This is a genomic window from Kitasatospora sp. NPDC057692, assembly GCF_042799475.1.
Classification (GTDB): domain Bacteria; phylum Actinomycetota; class Actinomycetes; order Streptomycetales; family Streptomycetaceae; genus Kitasatospora.
In genome coordinates this window covers 15845-31269 of record NZ_JBHVIV010000031.1, presented here as the reverse complement: position 1 = coordinate 31269, position 15425 = coordinate 15845, and the positions used below count along the sequence as shown (strand labels likewise).

General features: G+C 74.3%; 16 protein-coding genes. 12 read left to right on the top strand and 4 right to left on the bottom strand.

Annotated features, from left to right (window positions below):
- The first annotated feature begins 17 nt into the window (after positions 1 to 17).
- The 8 genes from ACFVFS_RS19175 to ACFVFS_RS19140 all read left to right on the top strand — a co-directional run bounded on the left by ACFVFS_RS19175 (position 18) and on the right by ACFVFS_RS19140 (position 9346).
- The gene (locus tag ACFVFS_RS19175) at positions 18 to 419 is read left to right on the top strand and encodes an acyl-CoA thioesterase (protein ID WP_380625728.1); all 402 of its coding nucleotides are present in this window, start codon (positions 18 to 20) and stop codon (positions 417 to 419) included.
- The gene (locus tag ACFVFS_RS19170; protein ID WP_380625622.1) at positions 416 to 2815 is read left to right on the top strand and encodes an FAD-dependent monooxygenase; all 2400 of its coding nucleotides are present in this window, start codon (positions 416 to 418) and stop codon (positions 2813 to 2815) included. Before ACFVFS_RS19175 ends, ACFVFS_RS19170 begins: the two co-directional genes overlap by 4 nt.
- Entirely contained in the window at positions 2812 to 3816 is a 1005-nt protein-coding gene (locus tag ACFVFS_RS19165) for a carbon-nitrogen hydrolase family protein (RefSeq protein ID WP_380625620.1), read from the top strand. The genes ACFVFS_RS19170 and ACFVFS_RS19165 overlap by 4 nt, the downstream gene beginning before the upstream one ends.
- Positions 3813 to 4937: a cupin domain-containing protein gene (locus tag ACFVFS_RS19160; RefSeq protein ID WP_380625618.1), complete on the top strand. Its 1125-nt coding sequence runs from the start codon at positions 3813 to 3815 to the stop codon at positions 4935 to 4937. Before ACFVFS_RS19165 ends, ACFVFS_RS19160 begins: the two co-directional genes overlap by 4 nt.
- Before the next feature lie 16 nt (positions 4938 to 4953).
- Positions 4954 to 5892, top strand: coding sequence for a fumarylacetoacetate hydrolase family protein (locus ACFVFS_RS19155; RefSeq protein WP_380625616.1), 939 nt, complete (start codon positions 4954 to 4956; stop codon positions 5890 to 5892).
- A 62-nt stretch (positions 5893 to 5954) separates the two neighbouring features.
- Positions 5955 to 6716, top strand: coding sequence for an Asp/Glu racemase (locus tag ACFVFS_RS19150; protein ID WP_380625613.1), 762 nt, complete (start codon positions 5955 to 5957; stop codon positions 6714 to 6716).
- A gap of 87 nt (positions 6717 to 6803) precedes the next feature.
- Complete coding sequence (locus ACFVFS_RS19145) at positions 6804 to 7712, top strand: PaaX family transcriptional regulator C-terminal domain-containing protein (RefSeq protein WP_380625611.1); 909 nt, start codon at positions 6804 to 6806, stop codon at positions 7710 to 7712.
- Entirely contained in the window at positions 7712 to 9346 is a 1635-nt protein-coding gene (locus ACFVFS_RS19140) for an amidohydrolase (RefSeq protein ID WP_380625609.1), read from the top strand. The genes ACFVFS_RS19145 and ACFVFS_RS19140 overlap by 1 nt, the downstream gene beginning before the upstream one ends.
- 13 nt (positions 9347 to 9359) lie before the next feature.
- Here ACFVFS_RS19140 and ACFVFS_RS19135 read toward each other — a convergent pair whose 3' ends face one another.
- The 3 genes from ACFVFS_RS19135 to ACFVFS_RS19125 all read right to left on the bottom strand — a co-directional run bounded on the left by ACFVFS_RS19135 (position 9360) and on the right by ACFVFS_RS19125 (position 11423).
- A complete protein-coding gene (locus tag ACFVFS_RS19135; RefSeq protein WP_380625607.1) occupies positions 9360 to 9926 on the bottom strand; it encodes a hypothetical protein in 567 nt (188 codons plus the stop codon).
- 79 nt (positions 9927 to 10005) lie between these two features.
- Positions 10006 to 10527 carry a helix-turn-helix domain-containing protein gene (locus ACFVFS_RS19130; protein WP_380625604.1) on the bottom strand — a complete coding sequence of 174 codons (522 nt, stop codon included), beginning with the start codon at positions 10525 to 10527 and terminating at the stop codon, positions 10006 to 10008.
- Positions 10528 to 10565: 38 nt separating this feature from the next.
- Positions 10566 to 11423, bottom strand: coding sequence for an NAD(P)H-binding protein (locus ACFVFS_RS19125; protein WP_380625601.1), 858 nt, complete (start codon positions 11421 to 11423; stop codon positions 10566 to 10568).
- Positions 11424 to 11463: 40 nt separating this feature from the next.
- On the opposite strand from ACFVFS_RS19125, the gene ACFVFS_RS19120 reads away from it, so the two are divergent.
- Together ACFVFS_RS19120 and ACFVFS_RS19115 are read left to right on the top strand one after the other, a co-directional pair.
- The gene (locus ACFVFS_RS19120) at positions 11464 to 11877 is read left to right on the top strand and encodes a winged helix-turn-helix transcriptional regulator (RefSeq protein ID WP_380625598.1); all 414 of its coding nucleotides are present in this window, start codon (positions 11464 to 11466) and stop codon (positions 11875 to 11877) included.
- Positions 11878 to 11952: 75 nt separating this feature from the next.
- Positions 11953 to 12615 (top strand): HAD family hydrolase, encoded by a 663-nt coding sequence (locus ACFVFS_RS19115; protein ID WP_380625595.1) that lies wholly within the window; start codon positions 11953 to 11955, stop codon positions 12613 to 12615.
- On the opposite strand, the gene ACFVFS_RS19110 is transcribed toward ACFVFS_RS19115, so the two are convergent.
- Positions 12596 to 13576, bottom strand: coding sequence for a transcriptional regulator (locus ACFVFS_RS19110; RefSeq protein WP_380625593.1), 981 nt, complete (start codon positions 13574 to 13576; stop codon positions 12596 to 12598). The two genes, ACFVFS_RS19115 and ACFVFS_RS19110, sit on opposite strands and share 20 nt — an antisense overlap.
- On the opposite strand from ACFVFS_RS19110, the gene ACFVFS_RS19105 reads away from it, so the two are divergent.
- Entirely contained in the window at positions 13575 to 13787 is a 213-nt protein-coding gene (locus ACFVFS_RS19105; protein WP_380625591.1) for a hypothetical protein, read from the top strand. The two genes, ACFVFS_RS19110 and ACFVFS_RS19105, sit on opposite strands and share 2 nt — an antisense overlap.
- 138 nt (positions 13788 to 13925) lie before the next feature.
- Positions 13926 to 15416: an MmgE/PrpD family protein gene (locus ACFVFS_RS19100; protein WP_380625588.1), complete on the top strand. Its 1491-nt coding sequence runs from the start codon at positions 13926 to 13928 to the stop codon at positions 15414 to 15416.
- Positions 15417 to 15425 lie beyond the last annotated feature (9 nt).

Sequence of the window (15425 nt, the reverse complement as noted above, 5' to 3'; positions counted from 1 at the left end):
CGACGGCCCCGGCCAGCGTGAGCACCGAGCGGCGCGTCGAGTGGTCGGACACCGACGCGGCCGGCCACTACCACTTCTCGGCCGTCCAGCGCTGGGCCGAGGCCGCCGAGGCGACCCTGCTGCGCCGGCTGGGCCTGGACGGACTCTTCGGGCGGATCCCCCGGGTGCACTTCGAGGCGGACTACCGCGAGCGGCTCTGGTTCGGCGACGTCGTCCGCACCGAGCTGCGGGTCGAGCGGGTCGGCGGCGCCTCGCTGCACTACGCCTTCGAGGTGCACGGGCCGCACGGCCTGGCCGCCAGCGGGCGGATGTCGGTGGTGCACGCCGCGCCGCACGCCAAGGGCGCCGAGCCGTGGCCGGAGCAGGTCCGCCGCACGCTGGCCGCCGCCGGGCGCCAGGAGCCGGAGGTGATCCGGTGACGGCCGGCGCCGGCCGGATCGCGGTCATCGGCGGCGGGCCGGGCGGGCTCTACTTCGCCGCGCTGGCCCGGCAGTCGGCGCCCGAGCGGGAGGTCACCGTCTTCGAACGGGACGGCCGCGACGACGAGTTCGGCTTCGGTGTGGTGTTCTCCGACGAGACGCTGGACGGCGTCGCCCGGGCCGACCCCCGGGTGTTCGCCGCGATGAGCGCGGAGTTCGCCCGCTGGAGCGACATCGACGTCCGCTACGCCGGACGGGTGCGCACCTGCGGCGGGCACGGCTTCGCGGCGCTGGACCGCAACCGGCTGCGCGCGATCCTGCAGCGCCGCTGCGCGGAGCTGGCGGTGGACGTCCGCTACCGCATGCCCGCCCCGCCGGTCGGGCGACTCGCCGAGGAGTACGACCTGGTGGTCGCGGCGGACGGCATCAACTCGGGCACCAGGGCGGCGTACGCCGAGGCCTTCCGGCCGGAGCTGGACGAGCGGGGCGGCCGCTACATGTGGCTCGCCACCGACCGGGTCTTCGACGCCTTCACCTTCGTCGTCGAGCGCTTCGACTTCGGCGTGCTCCAGGTGCACGCCTACCCGTACAGCGCCGAGCGGTCGACGTTCATCGTGGAGCTGGCCGAGGAGCCCTGGCGGCGGGCGGGCTTCGAGGATCTCGCCGCACGGGAGTTGGCGCGCGGCGAGAGCGACACGGCGAGCGTGCGGCGCTGCGCCGAGCTGCTCGCCGGGCACCTGGACGGGCACCGGCTGATCCCCAACGCCTCCCGCTGGATCCGGTTCACCACGGTGCGCAACGCCACCTGGCGGCACCGCAACGTGGTGCTGCTCGGGGACGCGGCGCACTCGGCGCACTTCTCGATCGGCTCGGGCACCAAACTGGCCCTGGAGGACGCCCTGGCGCTCGCCGCGAGCCTGAACGAACAGCCCGCGCTGGACGCCGCGCTGGCGGCGTACGAGGCCGAGCGCCGGCCGGTGGTGGAGTCCACCCAGCGGGCCGCGCAGGCGAGTCTGGAGTGGTTCGAGACGATCGGGCGGCGGACCGGACAGGACCCGGACCGGTTCGCGTTCAACCTGCTGACCCGCAGCCGCCGGGTCACCTACGGGAACCTGCGGGGCCGCGACCCCGGGTTCGTCGCGGCGGTGGACGCGGCCTTCGCGGGGGCGGACGACACGCCGCACCTCCCGCCGATGTTCCGGCCGCTGAAGCTGGGCGCGCTGGAGCTGCGCAACCGGGTGGTGGTGCCGCCGCTGGCCACCTTCACAGCCGTCGACGCGCTGCCGAGCGCCTTCGACCGGGCGCAGCTGACCGCGCACGCGCTCGGCGGCGCCGGGCTGGTGATCGCCGGGATGACGGCCGTCTCCCCGGAGGGCCGGGTGGTCGACTGCCCGGGCCTGTGGAGCGACCGGCAGGAGGCGGCCTGGCGGGAACTCCTCGACGCGGTACAGGCGGTGAGCGACACCCCGCTCGGGATCCAGCTGACCCACGCCGGCCGCCGGGCCGCGACCTCCGGGCCCGCCGAGCGCGGCCTGCCGCTGCTGGCCGCCTCGCCGCTGCCGTGGATGCCGGACGGCCCGCCGCCGCACGAGGCGAACGGCATCCAACTCGCCTCCGTCGCAGCGGACTTCGCGGCCTCGGCGGAGCGCGCGGCGCGGGCCGGATTCGACGTGCTGGAGCTCCAGTTCGGTCACGGCCACCTGGTCTCCGGCTTCCTGTCGCCGCTCACCAACCGGCGCACCGACCGCTACGGCGGCCCGCTCGCCCAGCGGTTGCGGCTGCCGCTGGAGGTGCTGGCGGCGGTCCGAGCGGTCTGGCCGGCCGGGCGGCCGCTGCTGGTGCGGATCTCGGCGGGCGACTGGGCGCCCGGCGGCACCACCGAGGCGGAGGCGGTCGCGATCTGCCGCGCCCTCGCGGACGGCGGCGCGGACGCGGTGGACGTCTCCACCGGGGAGGTGGTGGCGGAGGAGCGGCCGCCGTTCGGCCGCGGCTACCAGACGCCGTTCGCCGAACTGGTCCGTCTGGCCACCGGCCTGCCGACCGTCGCGGTCGGCGCGATCTCCCACCACGACGACGTCAACTCGGTCCTGCTCGCCGGGCGGGCGGACCTGGTGGCGGTCGGCCGGGCCCAGCTGTACGACCCGCTGTGGACGCTGCACGCCGCCGCCGAACAGGGCTACACGGGCCCCGGCGCGCGCTGGCCCGGGCCGTGGGCGCCGGGCAGCCGCCGGCCGCCGGCGCCGGCCTCCGACCGGGTGGCGCCGCGGCTGCGGCTGGTGCGCGAGCCGGCCCCGCCGGTGCACCGCCGCTGGCGGCCCGACCCCACCCGGCGTCCGGACGCCGCCGAACGCCCGGACCGCGCCGAACGCCCCGGGCACCACGAGGAGGAGCGATGACCGAACCCGTGGCCGCCGCGCTGCGGCTGCCCCGCTTCACCGCGGCCGCCGTCCAGGCCGCCCCCGTCTACCTGGACACCGCCGCCACCGTCGACAAGGCGGTCGCACTGGTCCGCGAGGCGGCCGGGAACGGCGCCTCCCTCGTCGTCCTCCCCGAGGTGTTCGTCCCCGGATACCCGTACTGGAACTGGACGATGAACCCGGTGCAGGGCTCGCCCTGGTACGAGCGGCTCTACCGCGCCTCGGTGGACGTGCCCGGCCCGCACGTCGACACACTGCGCGCCGCGGCCCGCCGGGCCGGCGTGGTGCTGGTGATCGGCGTCAACGAGCGCGGCCCGCACAGCCTCGGAGCGCTGTACAACACCCTGCTGACCATCGACGCCGACGGCGAACTGGTCGGCGTCCACCGCAAACTGGTGCCGACCTGGGCCGAGAAGCTGACCTGGACGCCCGGCGACGGCAGCACCCTGCGCGTCCACCGCACGGCCGTCGGCCCGCTCGGCGCGCTCGCCTGCGGCGAGAACACCAACCCGCTCGCCCGCTTCACCCTCCTCGCCCAGGGCGAACTCGTCCATGCCGCGAGCTACATCGCGCTGCCCGTCGCCCCCGAGGACTACGACATGGCGGAGGCGATCGCGCTGCGCGCCGCCGCGCACTGCTTCGAGGGCAAGGTGTTCACGGTGGTCTCCTGCTCCACGATCTCGCCGGAGATCGTGGCCGGGATCGCGGGTGAGGACCAGCAGCTGCGCAGGCAGCTCTCCCGGCCGCGCGCCGCGCTGTCCGGGATCTTCGGCCCCGACGGGCGCGCCGTGACCGATCCGCTGGTGGACGAGGAGGGCATCGTCTACGCCGAGATCGACCTCGGCCGCTGCGTGCAGCCCAAGCAGATGCACGACATCGTCGGCCACTACAACCGCTTCGACGTCTTCCGGCTGCACGTGGACAACCGACCGCTGCGGCCCCTCGCGTTCGACCAGCACCCTCCGAAGGAGGAGGAATGACCGACAACCCCGCCCACGACGACGACCGGATCGGCCGCTCCCGGGTCACCGAGAATCCCGAACTCGCCTCCTACTACGAAGAGTTGGCCAAGGTCGACGCGGGCGCGCTGTGGACCGTCGCCAATGAGATCGAACCCTGGTACCCCCAGCCGAAGTCGGTGCCGGTGCTCTGGCGCTACGCCGATCTGCGCCCGCTGGTCCACAAGGCCCTCCCGCTGGTCACGGCGGACGACGCCGGGCGCCGCGTGGTCATGCTGGTCAACCCCGGCCGGCGCGAACTCAGCGCCGCCGTCGGCCTGCTGTACACCGGCCTGCAGATCATGGGACCCGGCGAGGCGATGACCGCGCACCGCCACCAGGCCTCCGCGCTGCGCTTCGTCCACGAGGGCACCGGCGCCTGGACGATCGTCGACGGCCAGAAGCTCAAGGTCGGCCCGCGCGACTTCGCCATCACGCCCAACGGCAGCTGGCACGAGCACGGCAACGAGTCCGGCGACGCCCCGGTGATCTGGCAGGACGGCCTGGACATCCCGCTGGTCAACATGCTGGACGCCAACTTCTACGAGGTGCACCCGGAGCTGTACCAGCGGCCCGGCACGGTGGTGAACTCCTCGCTGCTGACCTACGGCGGCAACCTGCTGCCGTACGGCGTCGAGAAGTGGACCCGCCCCCACTCCCCGCTGCTCGGCTGGCCCTGGGAGCCCAGCCACCACGCGCTCACCCGGCTCGCCCGCGCCACCGAGGGTTCGCCCTACGACGGGGTGATCATGGAGTACACCAACCCGGTCACCGGCGGACCGGTGATGCCTACCATGGGCGCCCACCTCCAGTTGCTGCGCCCCGGCCAGGCCACCCGCGCCCACCGGCACACCGGCTCCGTGGTCTACACGGCGGCCAAGGGGCGCGGCGTCTCGGTGATCGCCGGGCGGCGCTTCGCCTGGCAGCAGGGCGACATCTTCGTGGTGCCGTCCTGGGCCTGGCACGAGCACGAGAACCTCGACCCCGGCGAGGACGCCTGCCTGTTCTCCTTCAACGACTTCCCGGTGATGCACTCGCTCGGCCTGTACCGCGAGGAGGCCTACCCGGAGCACGACGGGCACCAGCCCACCGCCACCCCGTGACCAGGAGCCCGCACCCATGCGCCTGTTGACCTTCCGCACCCCCGGAACCCCCAGCACCCCCGGCACCGGCGCCCCCGGCACCGACGCCCCGCGCCTGGGCGCCCTGCTCGACGGGGACCGCGTCGCCGACCTGTCCGCGCTCGCCGCGGCCGCCGGCGCCGACCTGCCCGGCGACCTGCTCGGGCTGATCCGCGCCGGGGACCGGGCCCTCGCCGCCGCCCGCGCGCTGGCCGACGAGGCGGCCGGGGCGGCGGCCTCCCTCCCCGCGCTCTCCGAGGTGACGCTGAGCGCCCCGCTGCGCCCCGGCAAGATCGTCGGCGTCGGCCTCAACTACGTCGAGCACGTCGCCGAGTCGCACCGCACCCTGGACACCGAGCGCGAACTGCCCGACCGCCCCGTGCTGTTCAGCAAGCCCTCCACCGCCGTCGCCGGTCCCGGCCAGCCGATCCGGCACAACGCCGACCTCACCAAGCAGCTCGACTGGGAGTGCGAACTCGCCGTCGTCATCGGCGCCCCGGCCTTCCGGGTGGCCGAGGCCGACGCCTGGCGGCACGTCTTCGGCTACAGCATCGTCAACGACATCAGCGCCCGCGACCAGCGCCGCTCCGGCCAGTGGTTCTTCTCCAAGGGCCAGGACACCTTCGCGCCGTTCGGCCCGGTCGTGGTGACCGCCGACGAGATCCCCGACCCGCAGCGGCTCGACCTCTCGCTGCGCGTCAACGGCGAGCTGCGGCAGCACTCCAACACCCGGCACATGCTGTTCGGGATCGCCCGGCTGATCGCCGACATCTCCTCCGGCGTCACCCTGGAGCCCGGGGACGTCATCGCCACCGGCTCGCCGTCCGGCGTCGGCGCCGGGATGGTGCCGCCGCAGTTCCTCCAGCCCGGCGACCTCGTCGAGGCGACCATCGAGGGCATCGGCACCCTCGCCAACCCGGTGATCGACGCCCGCTGATCCACACCCGCTGATCCACACCCGCTGAGCAACGCCCGCTGAGCAGGAAGGACCGCCCCGCCATGGCCACCACCTACCGGATCGGCCAGATCGTCCCGAGCTCCAACGTCACCATGGAAACCGAGGTGCCCGCCCTGCTGCGGGCCCGCGAACGCGTCGCGCCCGAGCGGTTCACCTTCCACTCCAGCCGGATGCGGATGACCAGGGTCACCCCCGAACAGCTGCGCGCCATGGACGCAGAGTCCGACCGGTGCGCCGCCGAACTCGCCGACGCCCGGGTGGACGTGCTCGGCTACGCCTGCCTGGTCGCCGTGATGGCCACCGGCCCCGGCTACCACCGGGAGGCCGAGGAGCGGCTGCACCGGCGCACCGTGGAGAACGGCGCGCCCGCGCCGGTCGTCACCAGCGCCGGTGCCCTGGTGGCCGGGCTGCACGCGCTCGGCGCGCGCCGGGTCGCCGTGGTCACGCCCTATCTGCGGCCGCTGGCCCGCACGGTCGTCGACTACCTGGGCCACGAGGGCATCGAGGTGCTCGACCACGCGGCGCTGGAGATCGCCGACAACCTCGACGTCGCCGCCCACGACCCGGCCAAGCTCCCGGCGATCGCGGCCGGGCTCGACCACGAGCGGGCCGACGCGGTGGTGCTGTCGGCGTGCGTGCAGCTGCCCTCGCTGTCGGCGGTCGAGGAGGCCGAGCAGCGGCTCGGCAAGCCGGTGGTCTCCGCCGCGATCTGCACCACCCACCAGCTGCTGCGCGCCCTCGGCCTGCCGGCCCACGCCCCCGGCGCGGGCCACCTGCTCTCCGGCGCGTTCGCCGAGGCCTGACCGGGCGAACACCGCCCGCACGCACGGCGGGCCGCGGACGGGCGGCCCCGCTATGATCACCACGAGCTGCCGGGGAGGAGGCCCGCCATGACCGAGAGCACGCCCCGGCCGAGCTCGCTGATCCACACCGTCTACGGCGAATTCGTCCGCCGCCTGGGCGGCTGGATATCGATCGCCGACCTGATCGCCCTGATGGCCGAGCTGGACGTCGACGCCCCCGCCGTCCGCTCGGCCATCTCGCGCCTCAAGAAGGCCGGCACCCTCCTCCAGGAGCGCCGCGACGGCGCCGCCACCGGCTACCGGCTCTCCCCCGCGATGGACCCGGTGTTCGAGGAGGGCGACCGCCGGATCTTCCACAGCCTGGAGCCCGCCGCCCTCGCCGACGGCTGGGTGGTGGCGGTCTTCTCGGTGCCCGAGTCCGAACGCGCCCACCGCCACACCCTGCGCTCCCGGCTCAGCTGGCTCGGCTTCGGCAACGCCGCCCCCGGCGTCTGGCTGGCCCCCGCCCGGCTACTGCCGGACGCCCGGCGACTGCTCGCCCGGCTCGGCCTGGACGGCTATGTGCACCTCTTCCTGTCCGCCGAGTACGCGGGCTTCACCGACCTGCGCACCGCCGTCGCCGCCTGGTGGGACTTCCCCGCCATCGAGGCCCAGTACGCCGCCTTCACCGACGCCTGGCAGCCGGCCGCCGCCGCGCCGGCCCCCGCGGAACCCGACCCCGCCGGGGCCTTCCGGGCCTACGTCCCGATGCTCGACCAGTGGCGCCGGCTGCCCTACCTGGACCCCGGCCTGCCCGAGCCGCTGCTGCCCGCCGACTGGAACGCCGTCGCGGCGCGGGCCGTCTTCACCGAGCTGCACGCCCGGCTCGCCGGGCCCGGCCTGGGGTACGTCGAGAAGCTCACCGGCCTGGCGCAGGTGGAGAAGCCCACCGGCCTGACTCCCGTCGAGAAGCCCACCGGCCTGCCGCCCGCCGTCCACCACCGCCAGGAGCCGTGATGACGCCGCCCCGCCCGCCCGCCGCGCCGCCCGCCGACCTGCTGGTGCGCGCCGCCGCCGTGCACACCCTCGTCCCCGGCGAGCCCTTGCGGCGCGCGATCGCCGTCACCGGCGACCGGATCACCGCCCTCGCCGCCGATCCGCACGGCCTGGACGCGCTGGCCGGACCGGCCACCGAGATCGTCGACGCGCCGCACGCCACCGTGCTGCCCGCCTTCGACGACACCCACACCCATCTGATCCTGGCCGGCCACAGCGTCCACGGCGTCCCCGTCCACCGGGCCGCCGACCTGCCCGGGTTCCTCGCCCTGATCCGCGAGCGGGCCGCCCGCACCCCCGCCGGCGAGTGGATCCGCACCACCGTCAACTGGCAGGAGGTGAACCTGGCCGAGCAGCGGATGCCCACCACCGAGGAGCTGGACGGCGCCACCGCCGCCCACCCGGTGCTGGTCCGCCGCGGCGCCTACAACATGGTGCTCAACTCGGCGGCCCTGCGGCTCGCCGGGATCACCGCGGCCACCCCCGACCCGCCCGGCGGCGTGATCGAGCGCGACCCGGACGGCCGGCTCACCGGGCGGCTGATCAACAAGGCGACCGAACTCGTCGAACGCGTCCTGCCGCGGCCCGGGCTCGACGAGCGGATCGACGGCCTGCGCGCCGCCTCCGCCGACTACGCGGCCACCGGCATCGGCACCGTGCGCGACTGCCTCGTCCCGGTCGAGGACCTCGACGTGCTGCGCGCCGCCCGCGACCGGGAGGCGCTCGCCGTCCGGGTCCGGGCCCTGGTCTCCGGCTTCGCCGTCCGCACCCCGGAGGAGGTGGCCGCGCTGCTGGACCGCGTCGACGCCTGGCGCGCCGCCGGCCACGAGGACGACCGGCTCTCCGTCTGGGGCGTCAAGTTCGGCATCGACGGCGGCTTCGAGGCGGGCGCGCTGGAGGAGCCGTACCAGGGGCAGCCCTGCTACCACGGACGGCTGCTCTGGGAGCCGAAGGAACTGGCCGACGCCGTCGACCGGGTCGTCGGACGCGGTCTGCGGGTCGGCGTGCACGCCTGGGGCGACCGCGGGCTGCGCACCCTGCTGGACGTCTACGAGGACGTCCTCGCCCGCCGCCCCGGCCTGCCCGCCGGCACCCTGGTCGTCGAGCACGGCGGCCTCGCCCGGGCCGACCAGCGGGCCCGGGCCGTCGCCCTCGGCATCCCGGTGACCGTCCAGCACCCGCTGCTGCACGACGGCGCCGTCACCCAGCAGCGGGCCTGGGGCGCCGAGCGCACCGGCGCGCTGTTCCCGCTGCGCGCCTGGCTGGACGAGGGGGCGCAGCTCTCCGCCGGCTCGGACTTCCCGGTCGGCCCGTACGGCGCGATGGTCTCGGTGTGGGGCATGACCACCCGCGCCACCGTGGCCGGCGTACTCGGCGCCGAGCACGCGATCGACCGCGCCGAGGCGATCGCCCTGCACACGGTCAACGCCGCCCGGCTGACCGGCGAGAGCGCCGAGCGCGGGTCGCTTCGCCCGGGCGCGCTCGCCGATCTGACCCTGTGGCCCGCCGACCCGCTGAGCTGCCCCGTCGAGGAACTGCGCGAGCTGCTGCCGGAGCGCACGGTGGTCGGCGGCCGCACGGTGCACCGCCGCTGAGCCGCCCGCCCGCTCAGGCGGGGCGCACCTCCTGGAGCAGCCCCCAGGTGAAGTCCGCCGTACAGGCCCGGGCGCGGCCGTCGGCGTCCGGGGCGGTGAAGTCCAGCCGGAACCTGGTCGGCGCGCTCCCCTCACGTGGCACGGCGGGCGGGAACGCCGTCCCCACATCGGCCACCACACAGCTCCACGGCGCCAGATCGTCGACCGTGCGCAGCACCGGCGCCGCCGTCCCGGGCGCCCGCACCAGCCACGCGTTCAGCTCCGCCCCGCCCGGCCCGACGAGCACCTCGAAGCGCAGCCCGGGCCAGAGCGGCAGCACCCACTGCCGCGCACTGCAGACCAGGTCCCCGATCCGCCGCTCCACCACCGCCTCCGGCCCACCGAGCACCGCCGCGTACCGCCGCCCACCGGACGGGAACCCCGGCGCCCGCACCATCGCCTGCCACCGCCTGTTCACCTCCCGCATCCGCGCCCGCGTCACCCCCACCCGCCCCAGCGCCTCCTCCACCAGCTCCGGCCGGAAGTCCGCCATCCGCCGCAGCAGCACCACCTGGAACTCCGTCACCCCGAACCCGTCCACCCCGGCAGGCTACCGACTCCGGCCGCCGGCACACCCCCGCGCCCTAGTGCTGCCCCGCAGAAGTTCGTGGAGGGGTCGATCAGGCTGTCTTGAGCGGGGTGCCGTCATAGGTCCAGCGGTAGGGCTTCGCACTCTTGTTGCGCTGCACCCGGTGCGGTTTCAGATCCAGATCCGCCAGGATGCGGCCGACCCGGGACGGCGAGATCGGGGCGAAGACCGTGTCCGCCACCTGTGCGGCGATCCCACGGTGCGACCAGGTTGACTCCGGGTGTGGGGGCGTGCTGGTAGCGGCGGCCACCACGGCGACGCGAACCTGCGGCCCGTAGATGCGGGGCCGGCCGGAGCGTTTCGCGTCGGCCATCGCGGCCAGGCCACCGCTGGCGAACCGGCCCCGCCACTTGCGCACCGTGTTGACGCTGATCTTCAGCTCGCGTGCGATCGCGGCGTTGGCCAGCCCGTCGGCCGCCGCGAGAACGATCTTCGCCCGCAGCGTCTGCCTCACCTGCGCGGCCACGGAGGCTGCCAGCCGGTGCAGGCGCGCACGCACCGACTCGGCAAGGTCCACAACCACCGTCGGAACCGGCTTGATTGGGCGGGGCATGGCACGTTCCTGGCGGCGCGGGCTCGTTGCGGTGAGGGCTATGCGAGGGCTGCTGCGAGCGCGGAGTGGGGTGCGCGGCCCAGCAGTTGGCGTAGAGCACCGTTGGTGCGGGACATGAACCCGGCCGCGATGGCGGAGTAGGTGCCCACCAGCATCGGCACCTGGAACGGCTCGGCGCCGGAGGCGGCGATGCGCGCGCGGGCCTGGGTGAGGGTCTCCGGCTCGTAGGTGACGTGCGGGCCGTGCGCGCGGGCCAGATCGGCGCCGCCGATGGCCTGCTCACCGACGAGTTCATAGATGCGCCCCGCATGAGCGGGGGCCTCCACCGTCACACGTGCCGCGGCGTCGGCCAGATCCGCCCGGGCAACGGCGGCCAGTTGGCCCTCGCCGAGTGGGGCAGTGATCCGCCCGTCGCCGGACGGCGCCGCCAGCCAGGCCAGCAACTCCGCGTACAGGCCGTTGCGCAGGATCGTCCAGTCCATGGTGCTCTCCTGGAGCCGACGCTCGGTCCAACGGTGCGGCAAGGCGTAGGGAAGGTGATCGCCGTCGGCGGTCAGGCTCGTATACACGACATGCCTCACGCCGGCCTTCTCAGCGGCGTCGATGACAGCACCGTGCCGGGCTATGACGGTGTCGTCCTCGCCATAGCCCGCGGAGATCAGCAGCAGCACATCCACCCCCTCGAAGCCCCCGACGAGGGTGCCGGGCTCGTCGAAGTCGATGCGGCGGACCGGCAGCGGGGCGGTGAGCTGCTCGGGATCGCGGGTTCCAAGGATGGTGTCGTCGCGGTCGGCCAGCCGCTGGGCGATCAGCGTGCCCAGGGCGCCGGTGGCGCCGGTAACCAGGATCATCAGGGTCTTCCGTTCCGGTAGGTTCTCTTCGATAACCGGGCTCATCCTGCGGGTTTGCGCCCAGGGAGCGTAAGGAGGCACTTCCATGTCAGTGGGGCACACAGGGGTAACCACCGCCCCCGTCGTCAGTTGCGGCGACGAGCACGAGGACTGCGGGATCCGCGAGGTACTCGACCGGATCGGCGACAAATGGTCGGTCCTTGTCGTCGTCGAACTGGCCCAGGGCGTCCGCCGTTTCCGACAGCTACAGCGCGCTGTCCCCGGTATCTCGCAGCGGATGCTGACGCTCACCGTGCGCCGGCTGGAACGCGACGGCCTGGTCACCCGGACCGTGCACCCCACGGTGCCCCCGCAGGTCGAGTACGAGCTCACGATGATGGGCCACAGCCTCACACATCTGGTCAAAGCCCTCGCGGACTGGTCTGCCGAACACCGCGATGCCATTGCTCAAGCACGCCAAGAATGGGATGCCGAACATCCCGACTCCGGAATCCACTGACCGAGTGGGATCCAACACCTCATGACGGGGAGAACCCCTCCACGAACTTCTGCGGGGCAGCACTAGGCTGCGGCCATGACGATCAAGGCTGTGGTGTTCGACGTCGGGGAGTGCCTGGTCGACGAGACCCGGGAGTACGGCACCTGGGCCGACTGGCTCGGTGTGCCGAGGCACACCTTCGTCGCCCAGTTCGGCGCGGTCATCGCCCAGGGGCGCGACTACCGGGACGCGTTCCAGGTGTTCCGGCCGGGCTTCGACCTGTACGAGGAACGCGAGCGCCGAGCGCGGGCCGGCCAGCCGGAGACCTTCGGTGAAGAGGACCTGTACGCCGACGTGCGCCCCGCCTTCGTCGGACTCCGTTCGGCCGGGCTGCACCTGACGATCGCCGGCAACCAGACGGTCCGGGCGGGAAGGATCCTCCGCGAGCTCTTCACCGGCGACGTCGATCTGATCGGCACCTCCGACGACTGGGGCGCGTCCAAGCCCGCCCCCGCCTTCTTCACGAAGGTCGCCTCGGTCGTCCCGGCCGAGCCGGGAGAGATCCTCTACGTGGGCGACCGGCTCGACAACGACGTGCTGCCCGCCCGGGCCGCGGGGATGCGGACGGCGTTGATCCGCCGCGGGCCCTGGGGCTGGATCCAACAGCACGACCCGGCGACCGCGCAGGCCACCTTCCGGATCGACTCGCTGCTTGAGCTCCCCGAGCTGATCGCCAAAGCTAACGCTGCAGGGAACTGAGCGTCGCGCTCCACGAGTAGAGACGGTCGTCGACGCCTCGGACACCGTCCGAGTCCTCCCACGGCACGAGCGCGCGGCGGGCCTCGCGCACCCGGTCCATGCCGGTCGCGTACCAGGTGACGGCGAGCTGATCGAGCGCCTCCTCCAGCAGCGCGCAGGCCGCCTCGGGGGCTCCGGTCGCAGCCTCCAGGGCGGCCAGATCGCCGAGCACGACAATGCGCTGCTTGCCGTCGGCCTCGGGCAGCTCGGCCAGCACCTGCTCCAGAGTGCCCCGCGCTTGCGGAATCAGCCCCGCCGCGAGCTCGGTGTTGCCGCGAAAGGCGCGCAGCCGCACCGGCGAGAACCAGGTGAACCACTCCGGTGGCAGTGCATCGCCCCCTGCGGCCAGCACCTCGTCGGCGCGGTGGAGGAGGGAGAGAGCACCCCTGTGATCGCCGCAGCGGGTGAGGCATTCGGCCTCGACCGCATCGAACCACGCAAGCACTTCGGCGGCGACGGCAGGTGCTCGGCGGGCGTAGGTGCGGGCTCCCCGCATACGGTCACGGGCCACCGGCAGGCGGCCGTCCCAGCCCGGTACGAAGGCGGAGTGCGCGAGGACTGCCGCACCGAGCAGACTGTCATGGGCCTCACCCGCGGCCTGCAGCGCACGGACGAGCGTCGCGTCGGCGCCGTCCGGCTGCCGCAGGTCGAAGAACTCGATCCGTGCCAGCAGCAGGAGTGACTCGGCGAGCGCCGAGGCGAGGATCCGGCGGGGAACGCCGGACGTCTCCCCTAGCAGGGCAGTCCCGAGGTTGGCGTGTTCTGCGACGGCACGGTGGAGGACTGCTGGGGCAACGGACAGGTAGAGGCGGCGGTGAGCTTCCACCACCGTTCCGAAGTCGGCACCGATCGTGCTGGGCTGAGACCCCGCGCTGCCGGCAGGACGCGGCAGGGCGCCGCGCAGAACGGTAGGAGACGTCATGACCGAGCGCACCATCTCTTCGCCCGAGCCGTCCGAGGCGGAGTCCGGGACGGGTGGGTACTGCCTGGCCTGCGGCGACTACGGCTACGGCAGGTACGCGGGGATGCGGACCGCTCTCACAGACTGGATCACCGATCACCGCGGCTGCAACGCGCCGATCACGGCGAGCCTCTCCAGGGTGGATCGCGAGCCCGGACACGACCTGGCATGACTGCGTGATTGCACCGCGCCGACGTGGGACGGGTTTGCGGTGTGGCCTCCGGGGTGCGGGCGCCGGCGTCGGTAAGGCTCGTGCTGCCGTCGTTGCGACGAGTGCGACCGTTCCGTCGAAGCCTTCGCGAGGAGACCCGTGATCGAGTACCGCGTCCGCGTCCACCCCAGTGCCGGCCGCCTGCCGCGCGAGGAGCAGCTCGCCTGGCGGCTCGCCGCCGTGGCGGCCGGCACCGAGGAGCTTGACCCCGAGAGCGCCGGGATGGCGGTCAACCGGGTGATCGACAACGCCGCCGTCGCCGTCGCCGCGCTGCTGCACCGGCCCGTGGCGGTGGCCCGGGCGCAGGCGCAGGCGCTGGTCCACCACGCCGCGCCCGGGGCCCGCGTCTTCGGCAGCCTGACCCGGGTCTCCCCCGAGTGGGCGGCCTGGGCCAACGGCACGGCCGTGCGCGAGCTGGACTTCCAGGACGCCTACCTCGCCGCCGGCCACGCCCACCCCGGCGACACCATCCCGCCGCTGCTGGCCGTCGCCCAGCACACCGGCCGGACCGGCGCCGACCTGCTGCGCGGTGTCGTCGCCGCCTACGAGGTGCACGTCGCCCTGGTCCGAGGCATCGGCCTGCACGCCCACCTGGGCGCGGTCACCGTCTGCGGCCTCGGCGCGCTGCTGCGGCTGCCGACGGAGACGGTGTACCAGGCCGTCCAGCAGGCCGTGCACACCACGACCGCGGCCCGGCGGTCCCCTACAGGCGGGATCTCCAGCTGGAGGGCGTTCGCCCCGGCGTTCGCCGGCAAGGCGGCGATCGAGGCGGTGGACCGGGCGATGCGCGGCGAGACCTCCCCCTCCCCGGCCTACGAGGGCGAGGACGGCCTCCTCGCCCGGCTGCTCGACGGTCCGGAGTCGGACTACCGGGTGCTGCTGCCGGAGGACGGCGAACCCCGCCGCGCGATCCTGGACACGTATCCCAAGGAGCACGCCGCCGCGTACCGGGCCCAGGCGGTCATCGACCTGGCCCGGCGGCTGCGCGAGCGGACCGGGCCGCTGAGCGGCGTGCGCTCGGTCGTGCTGCACACCGGACGCGACACCCACCGCGCCCTCGGCTCCGGCGCGAACGACCCGCGGACGTACGACCCCGCGGCGGACCGGGAGAGCCTCGGCCACTCGGTCCCCTACATCCTCGCCGTCGCCCTGGAGGACGGCACCTGGCACCACGAGCGCTCCTACGCCCCCGAACGGGCCGCCCGCCCGGAGACCGTCGCGCTCTGGCGCAGCATCAGCACCGTCGAGGACCCCGAGTGGACCCGCCGCTACCACGACCCCGACCCGCGGCGCCGGGCCTTCGGCGGGCGCCTGGTGGTCACCCTGGACGACGGCACGGTGATCGAGGACGAGCTGGCCGTCGCCGACGCCCACCCCGCCGGCGCCCGGCCCTTCGACCGGCCCGCCTACGGGCGGAAGTTCCGCGCCCTGACCGAGGGCGTCGTCACGGCCGCCGACCAGGACCGCTTCCTGGCCGCCGCCGACGGCCTCGCCGAGCTGCGCGCCACCGACCTCGACGAGCTGTTCCCCGCCGTCGACACCCAGGTGGTGCGGGAGTACGACGAGACCCTGCCGGAGGGCCTGTTCTGACGCCGCACG

Coding starts and splice junctions, on each gene's coding strand:
- ACFVFS_RS19165 (WP_380625620.1), top strand. CDS start 2,812: ATGACCGAACCCGTGGCCGCCGCGCTGCGGCTGCCCCGCTTCACCGCG.
- ACFVFS_RS19160 (WP_380625618.1), top strand. CDS start 3,813: ATGACCGACAACCCCGCCCACGACGACGACCGGATCGGCCGCTCCCGG.
- ACFVFS_RS19155 (WP_380625616.1), top strand. CDS start 4,954: ATGCGCCTGTTGACCTTCCGCACCCCCGGAACCCCCAGCACCCCCGGC.
- ACFVFS_RS19150 (WP_380625613.1), top strand. CDS start 5,955: ATGGCCACCACCTACCGGATCGGCCAGATCGTCCCGAGCTCCAACGTC.
- ACFVFS_RS19145 (WP_380625611.1), top strand. CDS start 6,804: ATGACCGAGAGCACGCCCCGGCCGAGCTCGCTGATCCACACCGTCTAC.
- ACFVFS_RS19140 (WP_380625609.1), top strand. CDS start 7,712: ATGACGCCGCCCCGCCCGCCCGCCGCGCCGCCCGCCGACCTGCTGGTG.
- ACFVFS_RS19130 (WP_380625604.1), bottom strand. CDS start 10,527: ATGCCCCGCCCAATCAAGCCGGTTCCGACGGTGGTTGTGGACCTTGCC.
- ACFVFS_RS19125 (WP_380625601.1), bottom strand. CDS start 11,423: ATGAGCCCGGTTATCGAAGAGAACCTACCGGAACGGAAGACCCTGATG.
- ACFVFS_RS19120 (WP_380625598.1), top strand. CDS start 11,464: ATGTCAGTGGGGCACACAGGGGTAACCACCGCCCCCGTCGTCAGTTGC.
- ACFVFS_RS19115 (WP_380625595.1), top strand. CDS start 11,953: ATGACGATCAAGGCTGTGGTGTTCGACGTCGGGGAGTGCCTGGTCGAC.
- ACFVFS_RS19105 (WP_380625591.1), top strand. CDS start 13,575: ATGACCGAGCGCACCATCTCTTCGCCCGAGCCGTCCGAGGCGGAGTCC.
- ACFVFS_RS19110 (WP_380625593.1), bottom strand. CDS start 13,576: ATGACGTCTCCTACCGTTCTGCGCGGCGCCCTGCCGCGTCCTGCCGGC.